Raw genomic sequence first — 24,682 nt, 5'->3', positions numbered from 1 at the left:
AATAGCGAATTTTTTGCCTAGCTATCACCCCGTTTTTCCTGCCTCAAAATAGACCGCTTAATTAAGCGAATTGGTATAAAATGCTAAGGGAGTTCAGCGATTAAGCCCAACGTGATTACTTAGGACTGTGTACAATACTAATCTACTTTGTTGGTGAAGTCATAGTCGTGTGTGACCTTGAATATAGAAGGGGAAGCGTGTATTTCACATCGCTATCAAGTCTAAAGTACGCATATATTGCTAGCCTAAATATATAATGTTTAAACGAATCAGCTACGGCTTTTTTAAGGCCTTATAAGATCGCTGTATGCATATAGAAAAACTCATTTAAGTTGGGCTGAAAAGTGACTATGGTCTTTATTTTAGCTATTAGATGATTTTGCAGAATATATTAAAGAAATGATATTTGTGGAATAAACCAAGTAGGATCAAAAACGCCAACTCAAGGTTGGCGTTTTAATTATCAGGCTAAAGGTGATTATTAAACTTTAGGGCCTGCGTTTTTAATTTCGTCAGATACGTCGTATTTAGCAAAATTTTCTGTGAAATCAGATGCTAGCTTAGCCGCATACTCTGCGTATTTAGCTTTGTCTTCCCAGGTATTGATTGGGTTAAGAAGCTTGCTATCTACGCCCGGTACTGCAACTGGTACGTCTAGGTTTAGCACGTCAATATGTTGGGTTTCTACACCGGCTAATTTTCCAGATACGATTGCATCCACAACAGCTCGTGTTGTTGGAATATCAAAACGCTTACCAATACCGTAAGGGCCACCTGTCCATCCAGTGTTAACTAGGTAAACTTTAGCGCCGAATTCACGTACACGCTTCATTAGAAGCTCTGCGTATACACCTGCAGGACGTGGGAAGAAAGGAGCACCAAAACAGGTTGAGAATGTTGATTCAATATCGCTAGTAGAACCAATTTCTGTAGAGCCTACTTTTGCTGTGTAGCCACTTAGGAAGTGAAATGCTGCAGCTTCTTCGGTTAGTACAGATACCGGTGGTAGTACACCACTCACATCACATGTTAGGAAAACAACAGCCTTAGGCTCACCTGCGCGGTTTTCAACTTTACGTTTTTCAACGTGCTCTAGTGGGTAAGCTGCACGGCTATTTTGAGTTAGGCTGGTATCGTTGAAATCAGGAACACGGTTTTCATCAAGTACCACATTCTCTAAAATTGTACCGAATCGAATAGCATCCCAGATAACAGGTTCGTTTTTCTGAGAAAGATCGATACATTTAGCGTAACAACCACCTTCGATATTAAATACACTACCAGGTGCCCAGCCGTGCTCGTCATCACCGATTAAGAAGCGAGTTGGATCTGCTGATAATGTTGTTTTACCTGTACCAGATAAACCAAAGAATAATGCGGTATCGCCTGCTTCACCTACGTTAGCAGAACAGTGCATTGGTAATACACCTTTCGCTGGTAGTAGGAAGTTTTGCACAGAGAACATCGATTTTTTCATTTCACCCGCGTAGCGCATGCCAGCAAGTAACACTTTACGTTGTGCAAAGTTAATAATAACTGTGCCATCGCTATTGGTACCATCGCGCTCTGGATCACATACAAACGAAGGTACGTTCATTACTTGCCACTGAGGAAAGTCGGCTTTGTTGTATGATTGTGGTTGGATGAACATATTTTTAGCGAAGATATGGTGCCAAGCAGTTTCTGTTGTTACAACCACTGGAAGGTAGTGCTCTGGATCAGCGCCTACTTCAAGGTGAGAGATAAAGTGGTCGTTGCTTTGCACATGTGCTTCTACACGTGCCCATAACGCGTCAAACTTATCTGCATCGAATGGGCGATTTACGTTACCCCATTGGATTTCATTTTCAGTACTTGATTCTTGAACAATAAAACGATCTTTTGGAGAACGACCGGTACGACGACCGGTGTTAGCTACAAAAGCACCATTGGCGGCTAAAGTCCCTTCGCCACGGCTGATAGCGTGTTCGACAAGTTCAGCTGCAGTTAGATCGACAAAACGGGTAGCGCTTGAAGTCATGTTTATACCTAAATTGTGTGAGATTGAACGGGATAGCTCTGGGTCTTAGTAACCTTTAAGCTGCAAATATAGTAACAGATGGATTAAGGATATTCGAGCTTATAAACGCGGTAAAAACATATAAATTAAGGAAAAAACATGAATAATTTCAATGATACCGGTGTCATGAAAAATGCTCAGCTTGTGATACCGGTGTCATTTTTTAGGCACAAAAAAGCCATAAAAAATTATGGCTATTTAATGCTGTGTTTTATAAAAGTAGGTTAGTTAAATATACTTTTTATATCTTGCTCGTTAAACACATAATCTTTTAAACAGTAATGGCAGCTAATTTTAATCTCACCATTTTTTTCAACATCGTCCAAAAGCGTTTGTTGACCAACATTAACTAAAGCTGTCATCGTTTTTTCGCGATTACAGCCACATTTAAATTGAATTGGTTGAGGGTCAAATACGCGTGGGTTATCTTCATGATAAAGGCGCGTTAGAATAGTATTGGCATCAAGCTCTAGTAGCTCCTCATCTTTAATAGTATTGCTGAGTGCTTCTAAGTGAGCAAAATCTTCAATCGATTTTTGTTTATCTACAGGTAGCACTTGTAAAAATAGCCCACATGCTTTGGCGCTGCCTTCTTCAGTATCAGTTGCAAACCAAAGGCGCGTTTTTAATTGCTCAGACTGCTCAAAATAGCTTTCTATACATTCACTTAATGTATCATGCTCTAAAGGTACTATACCTTGGTAACGCTCACCTTGAGTTGGAGTAATCGTGATAACCATGTAGCCTTGGCCAATGAGCTCTTTTACCGTTGAGCCAGTAACTTCATGTTGTAATCGCGCAATACCACGCATATTTTGTTGATCATCACCATTGATCACCGCATATTTTACGGGGCCATCACCTTGTAATTGAACTGCAATTTCGCCTTCAAACTTTAACGTTGCTGTTAATAAACAGGTTGCAACAAGCAGCTCACCTAATAATGCTTTAACGGGCTCTGGATAATTGTGTTTCGCAATCATTTCATTGTAAGCGTTGTCTATTTGTACGAGTTCGCCACGAACATCGAGGTTGTCAAATAAATAGCGGTGAAGTAAATCTTGTTGCATGAGCGGCTATACCTAACTTGATTTCATTTTTAAAAGTTCGCGTCTTTGCTTTTTATCTGGTTTTTTATCCGGATGAGGAGCAAAGAAACTGTTATTTTTGCGTGCAATACTATTTTCTTCACGCTTAGCAATACTTGCATCAGATTCTTGATACATGGTCTGTGCAATGGGGGCGCTTTGGCGCTTTTCAAGTATATTTAATACTGTGATGGTTTTTTCATCAACGCCTTGAGCTAGCTTTATAACTGCGCCAATTTCTACAATTTTACTAGCCTTACTGCGTTGCCCATTATAATGTACTTTGCCGCCTTGTACCATTTCTCGAGCTATTGCACGCGTTTTATAAAATCGAGCCGCCCATAACCATTTGTCCAACCTCACTTTAAGTGCGTCGGCGTTTTCTGAGCTGTCATTGAGTTTAGTTTTCTTTGTCATAAAACATCCCTAGTAAATTTACTGCCTAGGTAAATTATCACGAAACCGTTACCGCATGTAGCTATTGCTTGATAGCTGATACGATAAATAAATTAATCTGTTTACAAAGTTTAATATTAGCGTGCTTGTTGAATGAAAAATGAAAAGGTACTATGGCTGGGTGATTTCGCTATAAATTAAAATAAGAACACTACTTATGGAACAGCACGTTCAACAATTTAAACTGCTATTAAACCGTTTGCCACACGCTAAATTAAGCGTGTTAGTTATGGTTTTAGTTATTGTTTATATTGCATTTTTGTCATCAAAGCTCGTTTGGCTTTTATGGCCGCACCCAGTAACAACTCCTCTTGCTCCCAGTAGCTACTCTAGTCAAGTCACGGGCGGCAATAACCAGTCTGTCGATTCAATTATTGGGCAATTTTTATTTGGTAAAGTAAATGTAACAAAAAACACCAATACTGCCCCCCAAGCCAAAGTTATTAATAATGCCCCTGAAACGCGCTTAAGTATAAATTTAACCGGTATTGTTGCTGTGAGTAATGATGATAAAGCGGGGATGGCCATTATTGAATCGCAAGGTCGCCAGGCGAGTTACTTAGTTGAAGATGTTATTCAAGGGACACGTGCAAAGGTATCGCAAATACTCCCAGACCGCGTCATTTTAGATGTAAGCGGCCGCTTTGAAACCTTAATGCTTGATGGGCTCGACTTTACCAAAACGGTGTCTATGCCGGTACTAGCCGCGCGAGATGAGCCTGAGATGGGGCCGTTAGCACCTTCATCGCAAAGTGAAGAGCAGATAGATGCGACTGCCAACCTTGAAGTAAAAGAAGCATTAATAGAAACCCGCGAAGAGCTTTTAGAAGAGCCTGGTAAATTATTTGATTACATACGTGTTGCCCAAGCTATGAATGATGGGGAACTTATAGGTTACCGTTTGAGTCCAGGTAAAGAGCCTGAATTATTTAAACAAATGGGATTACAAAATAACGATTTGGCCGTGGCAATTAACGGCTATCAATTAACTGATTTAAAACAGGCTATGGCAGCAATGAATGAGCTGCGAAATAGTACCGATGCAACTATCACCATAGAGCGTGATGGTGAGCAAATCGATGTACTTTTTAGTCTGCAATAACTTAGCTTTGGAGTTTTAACATAATGGTTCAGGTGCTACACCTCAAAAAAATTAAAAAAGGGTTAGCTAAGTATGCGGCACTTTTTTTAGCGGCAAGTCTTTCTATGTCGGTTGCTGCTGTTGAATATGCTGCTAACTTTAAGGGCACAGATATTAATGAGTTTATTAATATTGTGGGCAAAAACCTTAATAAAACCATCATTATTGATCCTAACGTGCGTGGCAAAGTTAATGTGCGCAGTTATGAGTTAATGGATGAGGCACTTTATTATCAATTCTTTTTAAATGTATTAGAAGTTTACGGCTATTCAGCCGTCGAAATGGATAACAACATTATAAAAATAGAAAAAAGTTCAGATGCTAAAAAATCCAATGTACCGTTAATTACAACGGACAGCGATGCAGCTGGCGATATGATGATCACTCGGGTTGTGCGAGTTAAAAATGTCAGCGTACAAGAGTTAGGCCCTTTGGTTCGCCAGTTTAGTGACCAAAAAGATGGCGGTCATGTTGCTAACTTTAATGCCGCTAACGTGATGATGCTAACAGGACACGCAGCCTCAGTTAATCGTTTGGTAGAAATTATTCGCTCTGTTGACCAAGCGGGTGACAAGCGCGTTGATATTGTAAAACTTAAATATGCAACAGCTGATGATGTGGTATCGGTAGTTGATAATATTTATAAAGACAGTGGCAAGGGCAGCGTTCCTGAATTTTTAATTCCTAAAGTTGTGGCTGATGGCCGAACTAATAGCGTGATTGTGAGTGGTGAAGGTCAAGCTCGTACCCGCGCCATTGAGCTTATTAAACGTCTCGACGGCGAACTTGAAAGCCAAGGTAATACCAAAGTATTTTACCTAAACTACGCAAAGGCAGAAGATTTAGTCAAAGTACTTCAAGGTGTGAGTAAATCGCTGGCAGAGGATTCAAAAGGCGGAGCAACCAACAATGCGCGTAGTAGTAATAGAAACGACACGAGTATTGAAGCACATCCTGATTCAAATTCTTTAGTGATCACCGCTCAGCCAGATACGATGCGTTCACTTGAATCGGTTATTGAGCGTTTAGATATTCGCCGCGCACAAGTATTAGTAGAAGCCATTATTATTGAAGTCATGGAAGGTGATGGCGTTAACTTTGGCCTGCAATGGATTTCAGAGCAAGGTGGGATGCTACAATTTAATAATGGTACAACAGTACCTGTTGGTTCGTTAGCCGTAGCGGCAGAACAAGCCCGTGATAAAACGGTGACTAAAAATATCATTGGTACTGAATCAGGTACTGTCACCAAATATGATGAAACAACTGAAGGCGACTACGGCCCGCTTGCATCATTACTTGGTGGTATTAATGGTTTAGCCATGGGAGTAATTAAAAATGATTGGGGCGCAATCGTTCAAGCGGTTTCAACCGACACTAATTCGAATATTCTAGCGACTCCCTCTATTACCACTATGGATAACGAAGAAGCGTCTATTTTAGTTGGCCAAGAAGTGCCAATTATTACTGGCTCGCAAACAGGTAGTAATAATACGAACCCATTCCAGACGGTTGAGCGCCAAGAAGTGGGTATAAAGCTTAAAGTGACACCGCAAATTAATGATGGTTCAGCGGTACAGTTGACTATAGAACAAGAAGTTTCCAGTGTTAGTGGTGCAACAGCAGTTGATATTTCAGTCAATAAGCGCGCAATTAAAACAACCGTGATGGCCGATGATGGCGGCATGGTGGTACTAGGCGGCTTGATAGATGAAGATGTACAAGAAAGCGTGTCAAAAGTGCCATTACTAGGCGACATCCCTATTTTAGGGCACTTATTTAAGTCAACTAATACAACAAAGCGTAAGCGTAATCTTATTGTATTTATAAGACCGACCATTATTCGCGATGGCGTTAGTATGAATAAACTTAGCTTTAATAAATATAACTTTATTCGCGGTGAACAATTTAAAAAACGTGAAGATGGTATTAATTTAATGCCAATGTCAGACACACCTATTTTACCTGAGTGGAATGACGAATTGTTGTTACCACCAACGTATGAAGAGCATTTACGCAAACAAAATGCACAAGAGCGTCATGATGACTAATGCGATAGAAGATATTAATCAAGATGTTGTTCATCCAATTACTCATAGTAATGATGAACAGCTTGCTCAAGATGACTTAATTGAACTGCCTGCAAAACGTTTGCCGTTTTCTTATGCCAGACGTGTTGGCGCGTTACTCAGTAAGCATAAAGATAACCAAATTGTGTATTACCGTGGTGAGCTTGATGTTGATGTATTATTAGAAGTGCGTCGTATTGCAGGACATGGCTTTACACTTGAGCAACTAGAAGATGATAAGTTTGAGCTATTACTAGAAGCATCGTATCAACGTGACAGCTCAGAAACTCAGCAAATGATGGAAGACATTGGTAATGAGGTTGATTTATTCTCACTAGCTGATGAGCTTCCTCAAACTGAAGACTTACTTGCCGGTGACGACGATGCGCCAATTATAAAGCTGATTAATGCCATGCTCAGTGAGGCAATTAAAGAAGGTGCCTCTGATATTCACATTGAAACATTTGAGCAAGAGCTGGTTATTCGTTTTCGGGTGGATGGCGTACTCAAAGAAGTTTTAAAACCTAATCGTAAACTAGCCTCTTTGCTGGTATCACGTATTAAAGTAATGGCCAAACTCGATATCGCAGAAAAACGTATACCGCAGGATGGTCGCATTAGTTTGCGTATTGCAGGACGCGCAGTAGATGTGCGTGTATCGACTATGCCATCGAGCTTTGGTGAGCGCGTGGTACTGCGTTTGCTTGATAAAAACAATGCACGTTTAAATCTAGAAGACTTAGGTATGACAGCTCGAAACCGAGAGCTGTTTGCTGATTTAATTAGTAAGCCTCACGGTATAATCTTAGTTACAGGCCCTACAGGCTCTGGTAAAAGTACCACCCTATATGCAGGTATGAGCCAAATTAACTCGCGGGATCGCAATATTTTAACGGTTGAAGATCCAATCGAGTACGAAATCCCAGGTATTGGCCAAACACAGGTTAATACCAAAGTTGATATGACTTTTGCCCGTGGTCTGCGCGCTATTTTACGTCAAGATCCTGATGTGGTTATGGTCGGTGAAATACGTGACTTAGAAACAGCCCAAATTGGTGTACAAGCATCGCTGACTGGTCACTTAGTTATGTCTACATTGCATACCAATACCGCCTCAGGTGCAATTACCCGTATGGAAGATATGGGTGTTGAGCCATTCTTATTATCGTCATCATTACTCGGCGTATTGTCACAGCGCTTAGTACGTACCTTATGCAATAGCTGTAAAGAAGGGCATATTGCAGATGAGCGTGAATGTGAATTACTCGGCGTACCGTTTGATAATGCTCCGACGATTTACCGCGCGGTAGGGTGTGAAGAGTGTAACTTTAACGGTTATCGTGGTCGTACAGGTATTCACGAATTATTAGTCGTTGATGAAACTATTCGTGAAATGATCCACAGCGGTAAAGGTGAGCAAAGCGTAGAGAAATATATTCGTAAACGCAGCCCAAGTATTCGTCAAGATGGCTGCAGCCGCGTACTTGCGGGTAAAACAACGCTTGAAGAAGTATTACGCGTAACCCGTGAGGAAGGCTAACAATGGCGGCGTTTGAATATCGTGCATTAGATGGCCGGGGAAAAGAAAAAAAAGGAATTTTAGAAGCGGATACAGCAAAGCAAGTTCGCCAACTTTTACGCGATCAAAAGCTAACCCCCCTCGAGGTGGTGCCAGCTGCTCAAGATGATAAACAAGTTCGAGGTCAAAAAGCGCCATTATTAGGCTCTTTATTTAAGCCGACAATATCAACGTCAGATCTTGCTTTGATTACACGTCAACTTGCGACCCTAATTCAGTCAGCCTTACCCGTTGAGGGTGCCGTGATGGCGGTTGCTGAGCAGTGTGAAAAACCACGGCTAAAACGTATGTTAATGTCTGTGCGCTCTAAAGTGGTGGAAGGGTATACGCTTGCTGATGGGATGAGTGAATTTCCGCATGTATTTGACGATTTATACCGTGCAATGGTGGCCGCAGGTGAAAAGTCAGGTCACTTAGATCAAGTACTTAACAGATTGGCTGATTACACCGAGCAACGCCAACATATGCGTAGCCAAATTACGCAAGCGATGGTGTATCCCATTATTTTGGTCGTGTTCGCTATTGGTATTGTTTCAGTATTATTAGGTACTGTGGTGCCTAAAATACTAAAAACGTTTGAAAAAACCAAACAAGTATTACCTTGGACAACCGAATGGGTCATGGCGGGTAGTCATTTTGTACAAAATTATTGGTTTGTTAGTTTATTAGCGATCACGGCGATTGCTATTGGAATTAAATACGCACTTAAAAAACCTAAAGTACGGTTTTGGTGGGATGCAAAAGTATTAAATATGCCAGGCATAGGTAAGGTTGCCAGAGGGATTAACACGGCGCGCTTTGCCCGTACATTAAGTATTTTATCGTCAAGCTCAGTGCCGCTACTTGAAGGAATGCGTATTTCAGGCGGGGTGTTGGTTAACGAAAAAATAAAGCAAGCAGTGGCTGATGCCGCAGAAAGAGTCAGTGAAGGGGCGAGTCTTCGTGCTTCACTACAGCAAACTAAGTTGTTTCCACCAATGATGCTACATATGATAGCCAGTGGTGAAAAGTCCGGTGAACTTGAGCAAATGTTAGAGCGTGCTGCTAACAATCAAGATCGCGAGTTTGAAAGTATGGTTAATGTGTCATTAAAATTATTGGAACCGGCAATGATTGCCTCTATGGCAGTGATTGTGCTTTTCATAGTAATGGCGATTTTGCAGCCAATTATGGCAATGAACAAGGCCGTAGGTCTTTAAGTATTTTTTATATTAATGATTTAAACAAATCATTTTTGCTTAGTGTTTTTAGAATAACGAGGTAATAACGTGAATAAACAATCAGGTTTTTCTTTATTAGAAGTCATGGTGGTACTGGTTATCATCGGGATGATCATGTCGATTGTGGCACCTAATATTATGGGCCAGCAAGAAGAAGCGGCTATTGATAAAGCGCATTTAGATATTCAGCAGTTAGAAGATGCTATGAGTTTGTACAAGCTTAAAAATAAAAGCTACCCAAGTACAGAGCAAGGTTTAGAGGCATTAGTTACTAAAACCAGTATTGAGCCCATTCCAAAGCGTTTTCCTGATGGTGGCTTTATTAGCAAGTTACCGGAAGATCCATGGGGTAATAATTATCAATTAATCAGCCCTGGAGAAATAGGTAAATTTGATATCTTTTCGATGGGTCCAGATGGCGAACCAGCCACCGAAGATGACATTGGTAATTGGGATGAAGATAAGCAGTAATGACCAATAACTTTACCATGCACTTAAACATAATACATTGGGGCTTGCCATGCAGGTAAGCCCTAAGCACCTGAGTGCAAAGCATTATGGTTTTAGTTTAATAGAAATTTTAGTGGTATTGGTGATCATCGCCTTTGCCACCAAAATGGTGGTATACAGCTTAGATGGCGGCGCTGAAGAAGCGTTAGACAAGCAAGCAAATAGGCTGCATACCACCATTAATGCCGCATCGGAATTTGCGGTGCTTAATCAAATAGAATTAGGCCTTTTAGTTGAGCAAAATACGCTTGAATTTTTAGTTTTTGATGGCGAAAAATGGATTAGCTTTGATCGTGAAGCTTTATTTAAGCCAATTGAGATCGAACCCCAATTTAAATTAACACTTAATCTTGAAGACCTACCTTGGGCACAAGATAACTTACTAGAGCAGTCAAATTGGCGTGAGCTAATGAGTGGTAACAATGAAGACAGTTTATTAGAGCTTAAAAAGTTAAAAGTACCGCAAGTACTTATTTTATCCTCTGCCGATGTAAGTGCGTTTCAGCTCATGCTTGAATTAAAAGATCAGCCAGAGCCGGTGTACTTTATTGAAGGTAAATTTGCAGCCCCAGTCGATTTTCGTCGAGAGCCCCAATAATGAAACAATACCACGGGTTTACATTATTAGAAGTCTTAGTTGCACTGAGTATTTGTGCCATGGCGGGTATTGCGGCAATGCAAGCAACCGGTGAGCATATTTATCACTTATCAAGTATTGAAGAACAAACGTATGGCTCATGGGTCGCTGAGAATGTATTGGTAGAACAACGAACGAAAGGCGAAAAATGGCAAGGTAAAAATGGTACCCGCGGCAGTGAGATGATGGCGGGTATTGAATGGTTTTGGCGCCAAGATGTTGTGCCCACTGCCGACAAGAGCTTTGTAAAAGTCACTATTAATGTGTTTACGGATGATAAGTACGAAAATTCAATTTATGAGTTAAGCACTTACTTAAATAAAGGTAAGCCTTAAGTGAAGCAGCGTGGTTTTACATTATTAGAAGTGATGGTGGCACTGGGTGTGTTGGCGTTTGTGATTATGGCCACCCACCAAATACTTGATACCACAACGCGAGCTAAACAAGCATCAGATGAAAAAATTGCTGAACTAAATGGCTTACAAACTGCATTTAGATTGATGGATCAAGACTTTAGCCAAATGACTAAACGCCAAGTACGTAATGAAGCTGGAGATTTTCAAGAGGGATACTTACTTGCTGGACGTTACATTCTAGAAAGCCAACTTGATGGCATTGCCTTTGTACGTGATGGCTGGATGAATCCCATTAATTTGCTTCCTCGCTCAGAGTTACAAGCCGTTGGTTATCGCGTCATCGATGACAATTTAGAACGTGTTTATCGTATTTATATCGATCAACTCGATAATATGGAGCCTCGTAGCCAAGTTATTTTAGCCGCAGTCGAAGAGCTTAAATTTGAGTTTTTAGATGGTAGCGGTAAGTGGCAAGAAGACTGGCAAATTAAGGCATTACCTAAAGCCGTTGCGGTAACTATAAAGCAAATGGATGCGGAGCCTATCAGGCGTGTGTTTTTAGTGCCAGGACTCGGTAAAGAGCTACCTAAACCAGTAACTGAGGGGACTAATCCGTCGCAACCTAATGGACGGGGTACGCCTTGATGAACCAACAATCTTCGCGCGGCGCGGCTTTGGTTATTGTGTTATTTATTGTAGCACTTGCAGCTATTTTAGCCGTTGAAATGAGTGCTAATTTAATGGTGCAAGTACAAAGAAGTACCAATTTACAAAGTCAGCAACAAGCGAAATGGTATGCCTATGGTGCTGAAGAGCTAGCAATTAAAGGTTTAATTCAAAGTAAAAAAGACGATCCTGAAAAAACCACATTAGCGCAGCCCTGGGCAAAGCAAGGCGATGTAAAGTACCCTGTTGAGAACGGCACTTTAAGCGGCCAGTTGACTGATTTACAAGCGTGTTTAAATTTAAACGCGCTTGGGGTTGAGCCAGACCCAAATAGCGGTAATAAAACTAACCCAGCACATAAAGCGTTGTTTGCTATTTTAGAAAATATAGATGATTTACCCAGTGATGAATCAGAAGAAGGGATGGCCGACAGTGTGTTTGATTGGCTTGATGAGAACAGTATAACCTATCGCTCTGGTGCAGAAGAGGGGGAGTATTTATCTCGTCAGTTTCCATATATGACGGCTAATAGCTTATTTGCATCGGTGTCTGAACTGCGTTTAATTAAAGGGTTTAATCCTTTGGTTATGGAAAAAGTGCTGCCTTTTGTCTGTGTGATCCCAGGTAGCACATTACTTTCAATCAATGTTAATACAATCACTGAAGAGCAAGCATTATTACTCAGTGGCTTAATAGATGAGCTTAGTATTTCAGGCGCTCAAGCGGTAATTGCAGCGCGTCCTGAAAATGGTTTTGATAATATTGAAGAGTTTTTTGAATCTGTATTACAACAAGGTGGTAAAAACATCAAAGTAGTAGAAAAACTTTTTAGTGTGAAAAGTGAATATTTTAAATTACAAACGCAGGCAAAATTTGTTGATTTGCGTTTTTCGATGACCACATTACTGTATGCCAGCAATGGCGAGGTAACGATACTGGCGCGAAAATTTGGAGGCGTACAGTGACAGAGATACTGTTGATCCGCACGGGTCAAACCGAACAAGACTTACTTAACTGGTTAATATACTCACCACAAGAACAAGAAATAATAGCCAGTGGCGAGTTACAAAATGCCAGCCAGTTAAGTGAGTTAACTGAAAAAGCATCAACCCGAGAGCTCGTGGTACTTTTACCATGCGACCAAGTGCAATTAAAAACGGTGATACTGCCAACTAAATGGAACCGTAAGCTAGAGCAAGCACTGCCTTATATGCTCGAAGAGGATATTGCCTGTGATATAGACGATATCTATATAGCGCTAGGGGAGCCGACAATGGTTGAAGCGCAGCATGCAATTAGGGTTGCGCTAATGAATCGCGATTGGTTTGAGCACTGGTTAGAGGTGTTTGAGCAACACCAGCTCACTGCTCATAAAATAGTGCCGGATGGCTTGTTATTGCCCAGTGCAGAAGAGCCTTGTGTAGCGGCAATTGAGCTCAACAAGCAATGGCTATTTAAAAAAGGTGACTGGCATATCGGTGCGGTTGAAAGCAGCTGGTTAAAGGAATATCTAACGGCTTTAGGTAACCCTGATATAAAACATTACAGCCCTGCAGAGCAATTTCCCGAAACGCTTACCTTGCATCCGCAAACCAGTGACTATGAGCTGCCGTTAGCATTATTTGCTAAGCAGTTAGATCAGCTTAAATTTAATTTGCGTCAAGGGCCTTACACGATTAAAAAGAAAACGGCTTTATGGTGGGGTTACTGGAAAAGTGCCACCATAATTAGTGTTATTGCTTTGCTATCGAGTGTGGCTATTAAAGCGGTTGAATTACATCAGCTTAATTCGCAGCTTGAGGTAGCTAAATCACAAGTAGTAGAGCGATTTCAAAAAGCCTTTCCAGGCACGCGGGTGCGCCCTCACTTAATTAAAAATCAAATACAGGGGGCACTGGATAAAGTACAAGGTACGAGCGATGCTGGCTTTTTAGATTTAACCAGCAAGCTGGTGAGTGTATTTTCACAAGTGAGCGAATTTACACCGCAAACCTTACGTTTTGATAAGCGCCGTAATGAATTACGTATTCGTGCTCGTGCAAAAGACTTTCAAACCTTTGGTAAGGTTAAAGCCATTCTTGAGCAGCAAGGTGTGACTGTTGAGCAGGGGTCGTTAAATAATGATGGTGATTATATCGTCGGCGAAATTAGACTGCGAGGTGCACAATGAAACAGCAGTTCATGAAATATTGGGGTTCATTAAAAGAACAAGAGCAGCAGTTAATAATGGTTGCGGGTGGTGTATTTATTATTTTTGTTTTGGTAATGGGTATATTTAGACCCTTAAATACGGCAATAGAAAATGCGCAACAATCACAAATAAAACAACAAGAATTGCTAGCATGGGTAGACGACAGTATCGTTAAACTTAAAGCAGCAGGTAAAGCGCAAGCGGTGAGCAATCAAAACCTCAGCCAAATAGTGAATAATACGCGCGGTCGTTACAGCATTAATATTAGTAAAATGCAGCCAAATGATAATTCACTTCGTTTAACACTCGACTCAGTGGAGTTTAATCAATTAATCCAATGGATTGACGAGCTGGTTAATCAGCATGGTTTAAGCGTAGAAAATTTAGATTTAAGCCAAGATGATAAATCCGGTTATGTACGCGTTAGCCGTTTAGTATTAGAGAAGTAGTTAATGAAAAAAATAATAATTTTATCCATCGTTTTTGTAATTAGCTTTCTTGTTTTTAGCGTTATTAAATTGCCCGCTGCAGTGGCTTTAAATTTTGCTAAACCTTACTTACCTGCGCAGTTAGAGGTAGGGCAAACCTTTGGTACGCTATGGCAAGGTCAAATAATGCAGCTTCGCTTTCAAGGTGAACAGTTGAACAATGTACGTTGGGATATATCAGGCTGGTCAATCTTTAAAGCTCAAGTAAATACTAACTTACGTTTTGGTAATCCTCGCGAACGTGATGACATTTCTGGGTATGCAGATATTAGCTATTCTCTCACAAATGACGAACTTAAAATAACCGACACAGTAGTCCGATCAACGGTTGAGCGTGCTATGCAGCGCATTGATTTACCGTTACCGGTTACTGCTAAAGGACGCGTTATTTTAGAGCTCGATGAGTACGTTTCAGGCGCTCCTTATTGCCAATCATTACAAGGTGAAATAGCCAGCCCTGATATTGATGTGCAAGGGCTAACTGGCTGGTTTAATATAGGCGATTTAAGCGGTAAGTTAAGTTGTAAGTCGGGCTATGTAGCCATACTTATCGAGCCAAATAATAGATTAGGGTTAGAGGCTGATGCTACACTAAAAGCCAATTTTGATTTTAAAGTAGCGGGATATGTTAAACCTGATCTCACTTTACCGAAAGAAGTCCATGACGCGGTGAAGTTTTTAGGCAGACCAGATAACCAAGGTCGGTATCCACTTAAATTTTAATATTTTATAAAAAAGAGTTTTAATGCAAATACCTCAGTTTACTGAGCAGCACGCCAAACTGCTCAGCGAGTTTTTAACTACCCAGCCCGGCGCTATGAGCCTTATTCAAAGCCAAGGTTATTTATTTGGCACTATTTGTTCACCTGAGCCATTAGAAGTACATCAATGGTTAGAGCAAATTCTACCTAATACCGCCAATGACCTTGATGAAGACATGTTGTTTTTGTTTATGGCATTACATCATCAAGTAAGTGAACAAGTATTTGAACTTGGTTATAAGTTACCCGTTGAGTTTGACCTTGAGTTTTGTCAGCAGTGGTCTGCAGGTTTTTTAACTGCAAGCCAAACGTATACTCATAAGTTACTCCAAAGTGAGCAACTAGATATTCAATACAAGCAAGCGCTTGAAAGCGCACAGGCGACTCTTAGCTTTTTTGCATTAGATAAACCAACGATTGCACAGATTGCACAGCAAAATAATATCGATGAATTACATTTGTGTGCGCAGCAGTATGAATTAATGGGCGACTTTGCGTTAGGTTTTGCTGAACTTATAGAAATTGTCGCGCTTAATAGTGGTTTGTATACCGATGAAGGGTGGGATGAATAAGTAGGTAAAGCCTTAAGCGCCAATCTCTAATTCAATATCAGTGCAACCTTGTTTGCACTGTATTACTCCCTTACCAGGTTCGCTGGTGGCTAAATTTAACGTTAATACACCCTGGCAATGCTCACATTTAAGTGTTTTACCTTGTGCCAACTGCTTAAGCATAGTGCGGTGCTTGTGAAATGAGTTACTTGCTTTTTTATTTAATCCAGAAAAATCCATTATTTCACTCTCGCTTGCGCTAATGACTCTTTGATAATGCGACATACCGTTGTTAAACGTTCTGAATAAAAGTAAAGGTTTAGATCGCCTTGACGACAATAGCGTAATTCAAACAACTTTACTGACTCATCATTGGTAAACGTTTTATCAATATAGTCCTCTTCGGATCTTGAAAGTGCTAACTGTTTATTGATTTTGTTTCTTGTCATGGTTGCGACAGGAAAACGATCGACTTTAGTTGTGCTGCTTAACAAGCCTATACCATCACCGAGTAAGCGCTCACGAGGCTCTTTTACCAAGGGGTGATCAATGGTAAAAAATGCTAGGATCACAACCACTAGTATAAAAAATTTCTTCATAAATACACAAACCTTGATCCAAACAACACGTTAGTAGCCGGCAAGTGTAATAAAATACACCTTAAAAGCAAGTCACAAGTTGAATAAATTATTAGCAATCTAGTCAGTAATTTTAGCCAATATGCGTATAATAAGAGGAGTAATTAGATATTTCTGAAATATCTGAAAGTATACAAGTGCGACCTAAAGCGTATTATGTTTAGCATGTAAGTTGCTACACTTAGGCGAAAAGTACAAAAAGATTGCTGAATTTTTATTTCCTAGCGGCGTTGAGGAACTTCAATGGATAAGCAAATTAAAGTAAAAAACATACCAACAGAGGTTAAGATCCAAAAACCCGATCTGAGCCGTCAAGAAGATAGATTTAACCCACGCAACCGTATTTATGTGCGTGCTGTTTCAGGACTCCATCAATTACTAAGACAACGTATTGGCTTTTTAGGCATGCTGGCGTTTATGTTATTGCCATGGATCAACTTTAACGGTCAACAAGCTGTTTTATTTGAGCTAATGGAGCAAAAATTTAATATTTTTGGCTTAACCCTGTGGCCACAAGATTTCACCATTCTTGCATTTATATTTATGCTAGCAGCGTTTGCCTTATTTCTGGTTACCACTTTTTATGGTCGAGTGTGGTGTGGCTATACATGTCCGCAAACAGTATGGACCTTCATTTTTATTTGGTTTGAAGAAAAGTTTGAGGGCAGCGCTAACCAACGTAAAAAGTTAGATCAACGGCCGATGGATTTTGACAAGTTCTGGCGTAAAACAGCTAAGCACACTAGTTGGGTATTATTTTCTTTATATACTGCGTTAACGTTTGTTGGTTACTTCACGCCTATTCGCGAACTACTGCCTGAATTTGTTACCTTTAATGTAGGCGGTTATGCCTTAGTTAGTATCATTGTATTTACTATTTGTACTTATGGTAATGCGGGTTGGATGCGCGAAATTATGTGTTTACATATATGTCCATACTCACGTTTTCAGTCAGCAATGTTTGATAAAGACACCTTTACTGTAAGCTACGATGAAGCGCGTGGTGAAAACCGCGGGCCACGTTCGCGTAAACAAGACCCAAAAGAGTTGGGTTTAGGTGACTGTATTGACTGTAACTTGTGTGTGCAGGTTTGCCCAACCGGGATCGATATTCGTAATGGTCTGCAATATGAGTGTATAAATTGTGGTGCTTGTATTGATGCCTGTGACGGCGTAATGGATAAAATGAATTACCCTCGGGGCCTTATCTCTTACACCACCGAGCGTAATTTAGAAACACCAGAGAATAAAACCCATCCGCTGCGTCCAAAGCTGATTGGTTACAGTGTTATTTTAATCTTACTTACCGGTGCGCTGGTTGCTAATATCGCCATGCGTAAAACCATGGACTTTGATATTATTCGCGACCGCAACCAGTTGTATCGTGTCGATTTTAATGGTTTAGTTGAAAACACCTACACCTTAAAAGTGATTAACAAAGCACAATACGAGCAAACATTCTCTATTGATGTAACCGGGTTAGATAATTATAAATACTTAGGTGATACTACCTTTACAGTAAACGCTGGTGAATCGCATAATGTACCGTTATCATTAGTAATGGACCCTTATGATTTAAAAGCGCCAATGACCGAGTTTAACTTTGTGTTGTCGCCAATAAACGAGCCCGATAATAAAATATCGCAGCCAAGCAACTTTTTTAAAGCACGATAAGTCGCTTTATTAAAGGCAAACGAGCACTGTTATTAACAAAAAAGCGGGATATTCCCGCTTTTCTTTTTATATAAGAAGTATATGAGTAAATTTAGCTTTATTGACTTAACCCCAGATCTTATTTTGGATGCCATCGAAAGCGTTGATATTTACGCTGAGTCAGGGTTGCTAGCGCTAAATAGCTACGAAAATCGAGTGTATCAATTTGTAGCTGAGGGTGGAAAACGTTACGTTGTTAAGTTTTATCGGCCTGAGCGCTGGAGCAAAGCACAAATTCAAGAGGAACATGATTTTGCCTTTGAGCTGGCAGCTGCAGAAGTGCCTGTGGTGGCGCCAATAAAGCATAATGGGCAAAGCTTATTTGAACACCAAGGGTATTTATTTACTTTATTCCCAAGTGTAGGCGGGCGTTTATTTGAAGTCGATAATTTAGATCAACTCGATGTACTCGGGCGTTTAATCGGTCGTATGCATCAAGTAGCCAAAACGAAACCCTTTACCCAAAGACCCACCGTTACCTGTGATGAATATTTAGATACAGCTAAAGTTCATTTACAAAAAAGTAAGTTAGTCCCTATGGGATTAGAGACTTCCTTTTACACTATTTTAGATTTAGTCATTGCTCAAACTCAACAGCAATATAAAAATGTAGAAGGCATTCGCTTACATGGTGACTGCCATGCTGGTAATATCCTATGGGCAGGAGATGCATTAATGTTTGTTGACTTAGACGATAGCCGTCAAGGTCCTGCAATTCAAGATTTATGGATGATGCTCAGTGGCGATCGACAAACACAGCTGTTACAGTTAGACACTTTAGTGAATGCATATGAAGAGTTTTGCGATTTTGATCACTCACAACTTAAGCTGATCGAACCGCTTCGCGCTATGCGTATGATTCATTACATGGGGTGGGTTGCAAAACGTTGGAGTGATTCTGCTTTTGTACGGAACTTTTCATGGTTTGCAGATGACAAATACTGGGAGCAACAAATTTTAGCGCTTAAAGAGCAGTTTGCAGCTTTGCAAGAAGCCCCGTTAAAATTATTGCCATAATATTTTTATTTAAAAAGAAGTATAACGAGATATTCATGCTTAAAAAATTAAAACTAAGTTTACTGATCCTATGTTTACCTTTCGCAGCATTAGCTGCCAACTTTGAAGCGGGTAATCAATACACTGTAATTGATGTTGAAAAAAGTAAAACCCCGAATGTAACCGAGTTTTTCTCTTTCTATTGCCCACATTGTTTTAAATTTGAGCCGGTAGCCAAAGGGATTGCAGAAAACTTACCTGAAGGGGCTGAATTTGTAAAAAATCATGTCAACTTTTTGGGAGGCGTTTCACCACAAGCGCAAAGTAATTTAAGCTTTGCTTACTTAATCGCAAAGAAACACGGTCAAGCTGAAGCGGTAACAGCGCAAATTTTTAAAAGCATTCATATACAACGTGCGCCATTAACTGAAATTAAAGACGTTAAAAAGTTATTAGAGCTTAATGCAATTGATAACGCGACATTTGATAACGATATCGCTAGTTTGCCTATCATAGCAGCTGAACGTGCCATGCAAGATAAGCAGAATAAATATTCTGAACTTGGTGCATTAACTGGCGTGCCTACATTTATCGTAAATGACAAATACAAAATCAATATTAATACAATCAAGAGCCAACAAGAACTTGATGAGTTAATTAGCTTTTTACTAAAACTATAATTTTTGGAGCACCACAATAATGATCAAATTAGTTAAAGCAGGGTTACTTGCTGTATTACTCCCTTTAGCTGCAACCAGTTTTGCTGCCACTTACGAAGAGGGCGTGCATTATGATGTCGTCTCTGATCGTGCAACCAGAAAACCAGAAGTAAAAGAGTTTTTCTCTTTTTACTGTCCTGCATGTAATAACATGGAACCACTGCTGGCCGAGATCAAACCTAAGCTAGATAAAAACGTAAAGTTTAAGAAAAGCCATGTAGATTTTGTGGGTGTACGTGACCCAGAACATCAAACCATGATCAGCCAAGCATTAGCTACAGCTGAAGTACTACCTCAAAAAGATAAAATTATTTCAGCGATGTTTGATCATATCCATGCAAAGCGCGCTCGTTTTAATGAGCTTGCAGATGTAAAAGATGTATTTTTAGCTCAAGGCGTAGATGGCGACAAGTTTGATAAATTATTTGAAAGCTTCTCGGTACGTACACTTAGCTCTAAAATGAAACGTGACCAAGATTACTTTAAAGGCAAAGGGGCACTTCGTGGCGTTCCTACGTTTATCGTTAATGGTAAATACAAGCTTAACTTAGGTGGTGAGTCAGGCATTTCATCGCCAGAAGATGTAAGCGCACTCATTAATTACTTAGCAAATAAATAAGTAGTTTGGTTAAATAAAAAAAGCTCCTTAAGGAGCTTTTTTTATTCTTACAACGTGCGCTGTTTAATGCTTTTTTTTATTTACGTTGTAAAAACACACCAGATTCAATGTGGTGTGTATAAGGGAACTGATCAAATATTGCAAAGCGCTTAACCTCGTGGGTTTGCGTTAAGTGTTCAAGGTCACGCTCTAATGTGTCTGGGTTACATGAGATATAAATAATATTTTCATAATTAGCCACTAAGTCACACGTAAGCGTGTCCATGCCTGCTCTAGGCGGGTCGACTAAGATGGTTTGGCAGTTGTAACTACTCAAGTCAATGCCATCTAAGCGAGAGAAAGTACGCTCGCCTTTCATTGCCTGAGTAAACTCTTCGCTCGACATGCGAATAATATCTAAGTTAGTTACTTGGTTTTGAGCAATATTATATTGCGCTGAATGCACCGACGATTTTGATATTTCCGTCGCCAGCACTTTATTAAATGAACCAGCAAGTGCAATAGAAAAGTTTCCATTACCACAATACAGCTCTAGTAAATCATTGTTTAGTGGTTTACATAACTCTTGTGCCCACTCTAACATTTTAATATTCACCTTCGCATTAGGCTGAGTAAAGCTATTTTCTACCTGTTGATAGATTAGCTCTTGGCCATTCACCATTAAGCGCTCAGTAACAAAGTCATCGCCCAATTTTTCTTTTTGCTTACGTGCACGGCCAATAAAGTCAATTTTGTACTGGCTACTTAGCTTTTCCTTTAAGGCATTGATCTCAGTTAACCAGTGTTCATCAAGTGGCTTGTGATATAGCAAGCTCACTAAAATTTCACCACTGAGGGTTGATAAATAATCTATTTGAAATAATTTACGACGTAGTACTTCGCAGCCTTTTAAATTTTCAATCATTACCTGCATAATTTCACCTACTAAAGGAGCTGCAGGGTCAAAGGTATCAACACGTATTTTATCTTTTGTTTGTTGATCAAACATAATATGAAACAGATCGTCACCATCGTGCCATACTCTAAATTCTGCACGTTGGCGGTAGTTAATGGGCTCAGAGCTAAATACTTCTAACTGTTTTACACCAAAACGTTGAAATTGCTCTGTAATACGCTGCTCTTTTTCATTTAATTGTGCATCGTATTGCGTAGTATCTATATTTATAACTGCCATTAACGGTATAACCTTATCGTTGAGATCTGTTTATCGGGGCTATTGTAGGGGGCAAAGCGTATTTGTCTAGTTTTGATCAAATATAGTGAGCTTTTTTTGAGCATTTTACTACAGTATAGGCTTACTTGGCCGATATAAGGGTAAGTCTAAATAGGAGTCTTCTCATGAAAATAGGTAACTTTAGTTTTGTTCCAAACAGTAATGCTAATAAATACAATACTAAACAAGCAATGCCACAGCCTAAAATAGACTCGCCACCAACCAGTTATCAGCAACGAGGAAAAGAACTGGCTGCTGCCGTATTAGGTGACAAAATGGCAAAAGAATTAGGTTTGCCGGTCGCTGAAACCAAAAAAGACAAACCACTGTTTGATTTTAATGAAGTCGTAAAAAATGTTTTAGACTTTGTTACAAGCTCGGTAAAAAAAGCCAAAGCCAATGGTGCTAATGATGAGAAACTACAAGATATGCTAAATCAGGCACGTAAAGGAGTGCAGACGGGTGTTGATGAGGCTGTGGATGAATTAAAAGGCATGGGTGTATTTAATCAAGAACTTGAAGAGGGTATTGATAAATCTAAAGAGGGTATCTTTAGTGGTCTCGACAAATTTGAGCAGAACTTATTTAACCCACAACCTGCAAGCGTAACTGTAAGTCAGGCGCAATATGTAAGTTTAAGCAATAGTGCTGATTATACATTTACCACAGCAGAAGGTGATGAGGTGAGTATTAGCTTTGCAGATGCTTACCAATCGCAATCATCTAGTCGCTATCAAAAAACAGATGATTCACAATCATTTAGTACGCAATTTTCTGAATCCCGTGAGCTCTCTTTCTCAATGTCAGTAAACGGTGAGCTTAATGAAGACGAGCAGCAAGCCATAAATGATTTAATGGCAGAGTTACAAGATGTCAGTAAAACCTTTTTCAGTGGCGATTTAGACAAAGCATTTGAACAAGCCCAAGAACTCAGTTTAGGGAATGAACAGCTGGTGGCATTCTCAATGGACTTACGTCAAAGCAAAACCGTTGCTGCCATTAAAGAGTATGAACAAATTAAGCCAACATCAGAAAAAGCCATTGCCGAAACTGTTGCCCCTTTTAATGATGATCTAAAATCGGCTTACTCTAAAGCGCAAACCCTAGGATTAGAAAGTCAGCTATCAGGTATCATTCAATGGCTAAATCAAGATCAACAAGAAATAGATAAACTGGTTGATTACACTAACACCATGTTTGAAAACTTAGATAAACTAAACGCCGCTACTGCGATGCTAGGCACTGAGTAAAACTACTTTCTTTTATAAAAGCCACATGGCAAACTGCCGTTCTTAGTAAAGAGTAGGAATGGTAGTTTGTCAGCGCACATCATGGTATTTGATTCAGGTATAGGTGGAACCACCGTGCTTGAGCATATTCAGCAAAGCATTCCTCATGCTCAATACAGCTACTTTATGGATAACGTATTATTGCCATATGGTGCGCAATCGCAACAAACCATCATTAATCGCCTATGCGGATTGATCCAATTTATTAAAGATGAGTCACTTAATGTCGACTTAATTGTTATAGCCTGTAATACCGCTTCAACATCAGCGTTAAGTTCGGTACGCCAAATTACCGATATTCCTATTGTTGGGGTTGTACCTGCAATTAAACCCGCAGCGCAATTAACGCAATCAAAGCATATAGGTTTATTGGCAACTCCCGCAACGGTATCAAGCCCCTATACTGATGCACTTATAAAAGAACATGCCTCATCGATAACCACAAGCTTATATAGTAGTGTTGAACTGGTCACTTTGGCAGAGACTCTCTTTTTTACCCAGCACTTAGATCTCGATAAGTTGCACACTGAGTTAAACCGATTAAATATTAATAAAGATATCGATGTACTGGTATTAGGCTGTACCCACTTTCCTATTTTAGCTAAACCAATCAGTGATTACTTTAATACGCAAGTACAGTTATTAGACTCTGGTGCGGCCATTGCTAAGCGAGTTAGTTCTTTACTCAAATTAAGTGATAATCAAGCAGGCATAAAAAAGCCGCTGCACTATTATGCAACGGCTGATGTATGTAGTGATAAACTAGCGGTTAAGCAAGTTACACTGTTTGATCCGACTCTGAACGATAAGAGTTAGAATCATCTTCTTGTTTTTGTTTTGCTTCACGTACTTTCAAAGTACGTTGTTGGAACTCACTATCGTTTAGCTTAGCAATTGCATTATCAGCATCTGCTTGTGCCATTTCAACAAAGCCAAAACCGCGACGCTTGCCAGTATTCTTATCTTTTAACAAACGAACGTTAAATACTTTGCCTTGCTCTTCAAATAAAGTACGAACTACACCTTCATTTGCACGATAAGGAAGATTGCCAACATAAAGTGTTTTTGTTTTTACTTCGGCTTCTTCTGTACTTACTGATGACATTGCAGCAATAACAAGTCCACCAATTAATAAACCGGCACCGAATAGAAGTGCAGGGTCTAATGCTAGGCTTGCAAGCGCAAACTTAACGATAACAAAACCAACAACAGCAAGAATAACTGCGAAGATAAAAGATTTTTGATCGGGTAATTTCATTTTTGATCTACCAATAAACAGGAAATAAACATTAATTTAACATTGTGAACTTGCTATCTTAACGTCTTAATTGAACATAGCAATGAAATTTATAGCAAATAGTTAATAAGAGTGTAAAAAACAACCGATAGTAAGGCGTTTCTTTACTATTTCACCCTCATTTGTTTGAAACTTGAGCAAACGATAAAAAGATCTAAAAAAAAGGTTGATCTGTTTTCGGATCTCCCTATAATGCGACCCCACTGAGACGGCAGAGCGCAACGCATAGCGGGGCACGAGCTAATCAGAGAGTTAAGTAAAACTTAAGTTTAAATCATCGCAAGAAAGTTTAAAATTAAGTGTTGACTCGAAAAATAAAGGATGTATTATACGCATCCCTAGCGACAACGTCGCAACGTTCTTTAACAATATAAAGCAATCATCTGTGTGGGCACTCGTACAGATTGAGTTCTAACAGCCAAGCTA

At 39.8% G+C, this 24,682-nt stretch carries 27 protein-coding genes; 20 read left to right on the top strand and 7 right to left on the bottom strand.

The features are described from left to right. Positions 1-481: 481 nt before the first annotated feature. Positions 482-2,020 (bottom strand): phosphoenolpyruvate carboxykinase, encoded by a 1,539-nt coding sequence (locus AAEY57_RS14565; protein WP_010392990.1) that lies wholly within the window; start codon positions 2,018-2,020, stop codon positions 482-484. Positions 2,021-2,158: 138 nt separating this feature from the next. On the opposite strand from AAEY57_RS14565, the gene AAEY57_RS14560 reads away from it, so the two are divergent. Then, entirely contained in the window at positions 2,159-2,287 is a 129-nt protein-coding gene (locus AAEY57_RS14560) for a hypothetical protein (RefSeq protein ID WP_350608112.1), read from the top strand. Here AAEY57_RS14560 and hslO read toward each other — a convergent pair. Next, positions 2,284-3,129, bottom strand: coding sequence for an Hsp33 family molecular chaperone HslO (hslO, locus tag AAEY57_RS14555; RefSeq protein ID WP_055013398.1), 846 nt, complete (start codon positions 3,127-3,129; stop codon positions 2,284-2,286). The genes AAEY57_RS14560 and hslO overlap by 4 nt on opposite strands. 12 nt (positions 3,130-3,141) lie before the next feature. After that, on the bottom strand, positions 3,142-3,564 hold the full coding sequence (gene hslR / locus AAEY57_RS14550) for a ribosome-associated heat shock protein Hsp15 (protein ID WP_010392996.1): 423 nt from the start codon (positions 3,562-3,564) through the stop codon (positions 3,142-3,144). 196 nt (positions 3,565-3,760) lie between these two features. On the opposite strand from hslR, the gene gspC reads away from it, so the two are divergent. The 13 genes from gspC to AAEY57_RS14485 all read left to right on the top strand — a co-directional run bounded on the left by gspC (position 3,761) and on the right by AAEY57_RS14485 (position 15,793). Then, positions 3,761-4,705, top strand: a complete 945-nt coding sequence (gene gspC, locus AAEY57_RS14545) for a type II secretion system protein GspC (RefSeq protein WP_013464247.1) — start codon at positions 3,761-3,763, stop codon at positions 4,703-4,705. A gap of 23 nt (positions 4,706-4,728) precedes the next feature. Further along, on the top strand, positions 4,729-6,795 hold the full coding sequence (gspD, locus tag AAEY57_RS14540) for a type II secretion system secretin GspD (protein ID WP_350608111.1): 2,067 nt from the start codon (positions 4,729-4,731) through the stop codon (positions 6,793-6,795). Continuing rightward, positions 6,788-8,353, top strand: a complete 1,566-nt coding sequence (gene gspE, locus AAEY57_RS14535; protein WP_064664078.1) for a type II secretion system ATPase GspE — start codon at positions 6,788-6,790, stop codon at positions 8,351-8,353. Before gspD ends, gspE begins: the two co-directional genes overlap by 8 nt. A 2-nt stretch (positions 8,354-8,355) precedes the next feature. After that, positions 8,356-9,591, top strand: a complete 1,236-nt coding sequence (gene gspF, locus AAEY57_RS14530) for a type II secretion system inner membrane protein GspF (RefSeq protein WP_024601512.1) — start codon at positions 8,356-8,358, stop codon at positions 9,589-9,591. A 69-nt stretch (positions 9,592-9,660) separates the two neighbouring features. Next, a complete protein-coding gene (gene gspG, locus AAEY57_RS14525; protein WP_016900325.1) occupies positions 9,661-10,083 on the top strand; it encodes a type II secretion system major pseudopilin GspG in 423 nt (140 codons plus the stop codon). 49 nt (positions 10,084-10,132) lie between these two features. Continuing rightward, complete coding sequence (locus tag AAEY57_RS14520) at positions 10,133-10,720, top strand: prepilin-type N-terminal cleavage/methylation domain-containing protein (RefSeq protein ID WP_013464252.1); 588 nt, start codon at positions 10,133-10,135, stop codon at positions 10,718-10,720. Next, positions 10,720-11,094, top strand: a complete 375-nt coding sequence (gene gspI / locus AAEY57_RS14515; RefSeq protein ID WP_350608110.1) for a type II secretion system minor pseudopilin GspI — start codon at positions 10,720-10,722, stop codon at positions 11,092-11,094. Before AAEY57_RS14520 ends, gspI begins: the two co-directional genes overlap by 1 nt. Then, on the top strand, positions 11,095-11,760 hold the full coding sequence (gene gspJ, locus AAEY57_RS14510) for a type II secretion system minor pseudopilin GspJ (RefSeq protein WP_350608109.1): 666 nt from the start codon (positions 11,095-11,097) through the stop codon (positions 11,758-11,760). Continuing rightward, entirely contained in the window at positions 11,760-12,746 is a 987-nt protein-coding gene (gene gspK / locus AAEY57_RS14505; protein ID WP_350608108.1) for a type II secretion system minor pseudopilin GspK, read from the top strand. Before gspJ ends, gspK begins: the two co-directional genes overlap by 1 nt. After that, complete coding sequence (gene gspL, locus AAEY57_RS14500) at positions 12,743-13,951, top strand: type II secretion system protein GspL (protein WP_013464256.1); 1,209 nt, start codon at positions 12,743-12,745, stop codon at positions 13,949-13,951. The genes gspK and gspL overlap by 4 nt, the downstream gene beginning before the upstream one ends. Continuing rightward, positions 13,948-14,421 carry a type II secretion system protein M gene (locus AAEY57_RS14495; RefSeq protein WP_013464257.1) on the top strand — a complete coding sequence of 158 codons (474 nt, stop codon included), beginning with the start codon at positions 13,948-13,950 and terminating at the stop codon, positions 14,419-14,421. The genes gspL and AAEY57_RS14495 overlap by 4 nt, the downstream gene beginning before the upstream one ends. 3 nt (positions 14,422-14,424) lie before the next feature. Beyond that, positions 14,425-15,183, top strand: a complete 759-nt coding sequence (locus AAEY57_RS14490) for a type II secretion system protein N (RefSeq protein WP_350608107.1) — start codon at positions 14,425-14,427, stop codon at positions 15,181-15,183. A 22-nt stretch (positions 15,184-15,205) separates the two neighbouring features. Beyond that, positions 15,206-15,793: a UPF0149 family protein gene (locus AAEY57_RS14485; RefSeq protein ID WP_138765083.1), complete on the top strand. Its 588-nt coding sequence runs from the start codon at positions 15,206-15,208 to the stop codon at positions 15,791-15,793. A 12-nt stretch (positions 15,794-15,805) separates the two neighbouring features. On the opposite strand, the gene AAEY57_RS14480 is transcribed toward AAEY57_RS14485, so the two are convergent. Beyond that, entirely contained in the window at positions 15,806-16,012 is a 207-nt protein-coding gene (locus tag AAEY57_RS14480) for a hypothetical protein (RefSeq protein ID WP_013464260.1), read from the bottom strand. Next, positions 16,012-16,371 (bottom strand): hypothetical protein, encoded by a 360-nt coding sequence (locus AAEY57_RS14475; RefSeq protein ID WP_013464261.1) that lies wholly within the window; start codon positions 16,369-16,371, stop codon positions 16,012-16,014. Before AAEY57_RS14475 ends, AAEY57_RS14480 begins: the two co-directional genes overlap by 1 nt. Before the next feature lie 282 nt (positions 16,372-16,653). Here AAEY57_RS14475 and ccoG point away from each other — a divergent pair, with 282 nt between their 5' ends. The 4 genes from ccoG to AAEY57_RS14455 all read left to right on the top strand — a co-directional run bounded on the left by ccoG (position 16,654) and on the right by AAEY57_RS14455 (position 20,457). Beyond that, entirely contained in the window at positions 16,654-18,084 is a 1,431-nt protein-coding gene (gene ccoG / locus AAEY57_RS14470; RefSeq protein WP_036980430.1) for a cytochrome c oxidase accessory protein CcoG, read from the top strand. 81 nt (positions 18,085-18,165) lie between these two features. Continuing rightward, a complete protein-coding gene (locus tag AAEY57_RS14465; RefSeq protein WP_290157935.1) occupies positions 18,166-19,140 on the top strand; it encodes a serine/threonine protein kinase in 975 nt (324 codons plus the stop codon). A gap of 35 nt (positions 19,141-19,175) precedes the next feature. Continuing rightward, a complete protein-coding gene (locus AAEY57_RS14460; protein ID WP_028834987.1) occupies positions 19,176-19,799 on the top strand; it encodes a thiol:disulfide interchange protein DsbA/DsbL in 624 nt (207 codons plus the stop codon). A 19-nt stretch (positions 19,800-19,818) separates the two neighbouring features. Next, on the top strand, positions 19,819-20,457 hold the full coding sequence (locus AAEY57_RS14455) for a thiol:disulfide interchange protein DsbA/DsbL (RefSeq protein WP_008113400.1): 639 nt from the start codon (positions 19,819-19,821) through the stop codon (positions 20,455-20,457). A gap of 76 nt (positions 20,458-20,533) precedes the next feature. Here the strand turns inward: AAEY57_RS14455 and trmA are convergent, their stop codons facing one another. Beyond that, positions 20,534-21,631: a tRNA (uridine(54)-C5)-methyltransferase TrmA gene (trmA, locus tag AAEY57_RS14450; RefSeq protein WP_290157939.1), complete on the bottom strand. Its 1,098-nt coding sequence runs from the start codon at positions 21,629-21,631 to the stop codon at positions 20,534-20,536. Positions 21,632-21,795: 164 nt separating this feature from the next. On the opposite strand from trmA, the gene AAEY57_RS14445 reads away from it, so the two are divergent. Both AAEY57_RS14445 and murI read left to right on the top strand, forming a co-directional pair. After that, complete coding sequence (locus tag AAEY57_RS14445; protein WP_350608106.1) at positions 21,796-22,920, top strand: DUF5610 domain-containing protein; 1,125 nt, start codon at positions 21,796-21,798, stop codon at positions 22,918-22,920. Between the two features lie 66 nt (positions 22,921-22,986). After that, a complete protein-coding gene (gene murI / locus AAEY57_RS14440; RefSeq protein ID WP_350608105.1) occupies positions 22,987-23,775 on the top strand; it encodes a glutamate racemase in 789 nt (262 codons plus the stop codon). On the opposite strand, the gene AAEY57_RS14435 is transcribed toward murI, so the two are convergent. Continuing rightward, on the bottom strand, positions 23,738-24,217 hold the full coding sequence (locus tag AAEY57_RS14435; RefSeq protein ID WP_013464268.1) for an RNA recognition motif domain-containing protein: 480 nt from the start codon (positions 24,215-24,217) through the stop codon (positions 23,738-23,740). The genes murI and AAEY57_RS14435 overlap by 38 nt on opposite strands. Positions 24,218-24,682 lie beyond the last annotated feature (465 nt).

It is taken from the genome of Pseudoalteromonas sp. MER144-MNA-CIBAN-0113, from assembly GCF_040308965.1.
GTDB classification, from domain to species: Bacteria; Pseudomonadota; Gammaproteobacteria; order Enterobacterales; family Alteromonadaceae; genus Pseudoalteromonas; species Pseudoalteromonas tetraodonis.
The sequence above is the reverse complement of the archived record's forward strand: the minus strand, read 5'-3'. Positions and strand labels throughout refer to the sequence as shown.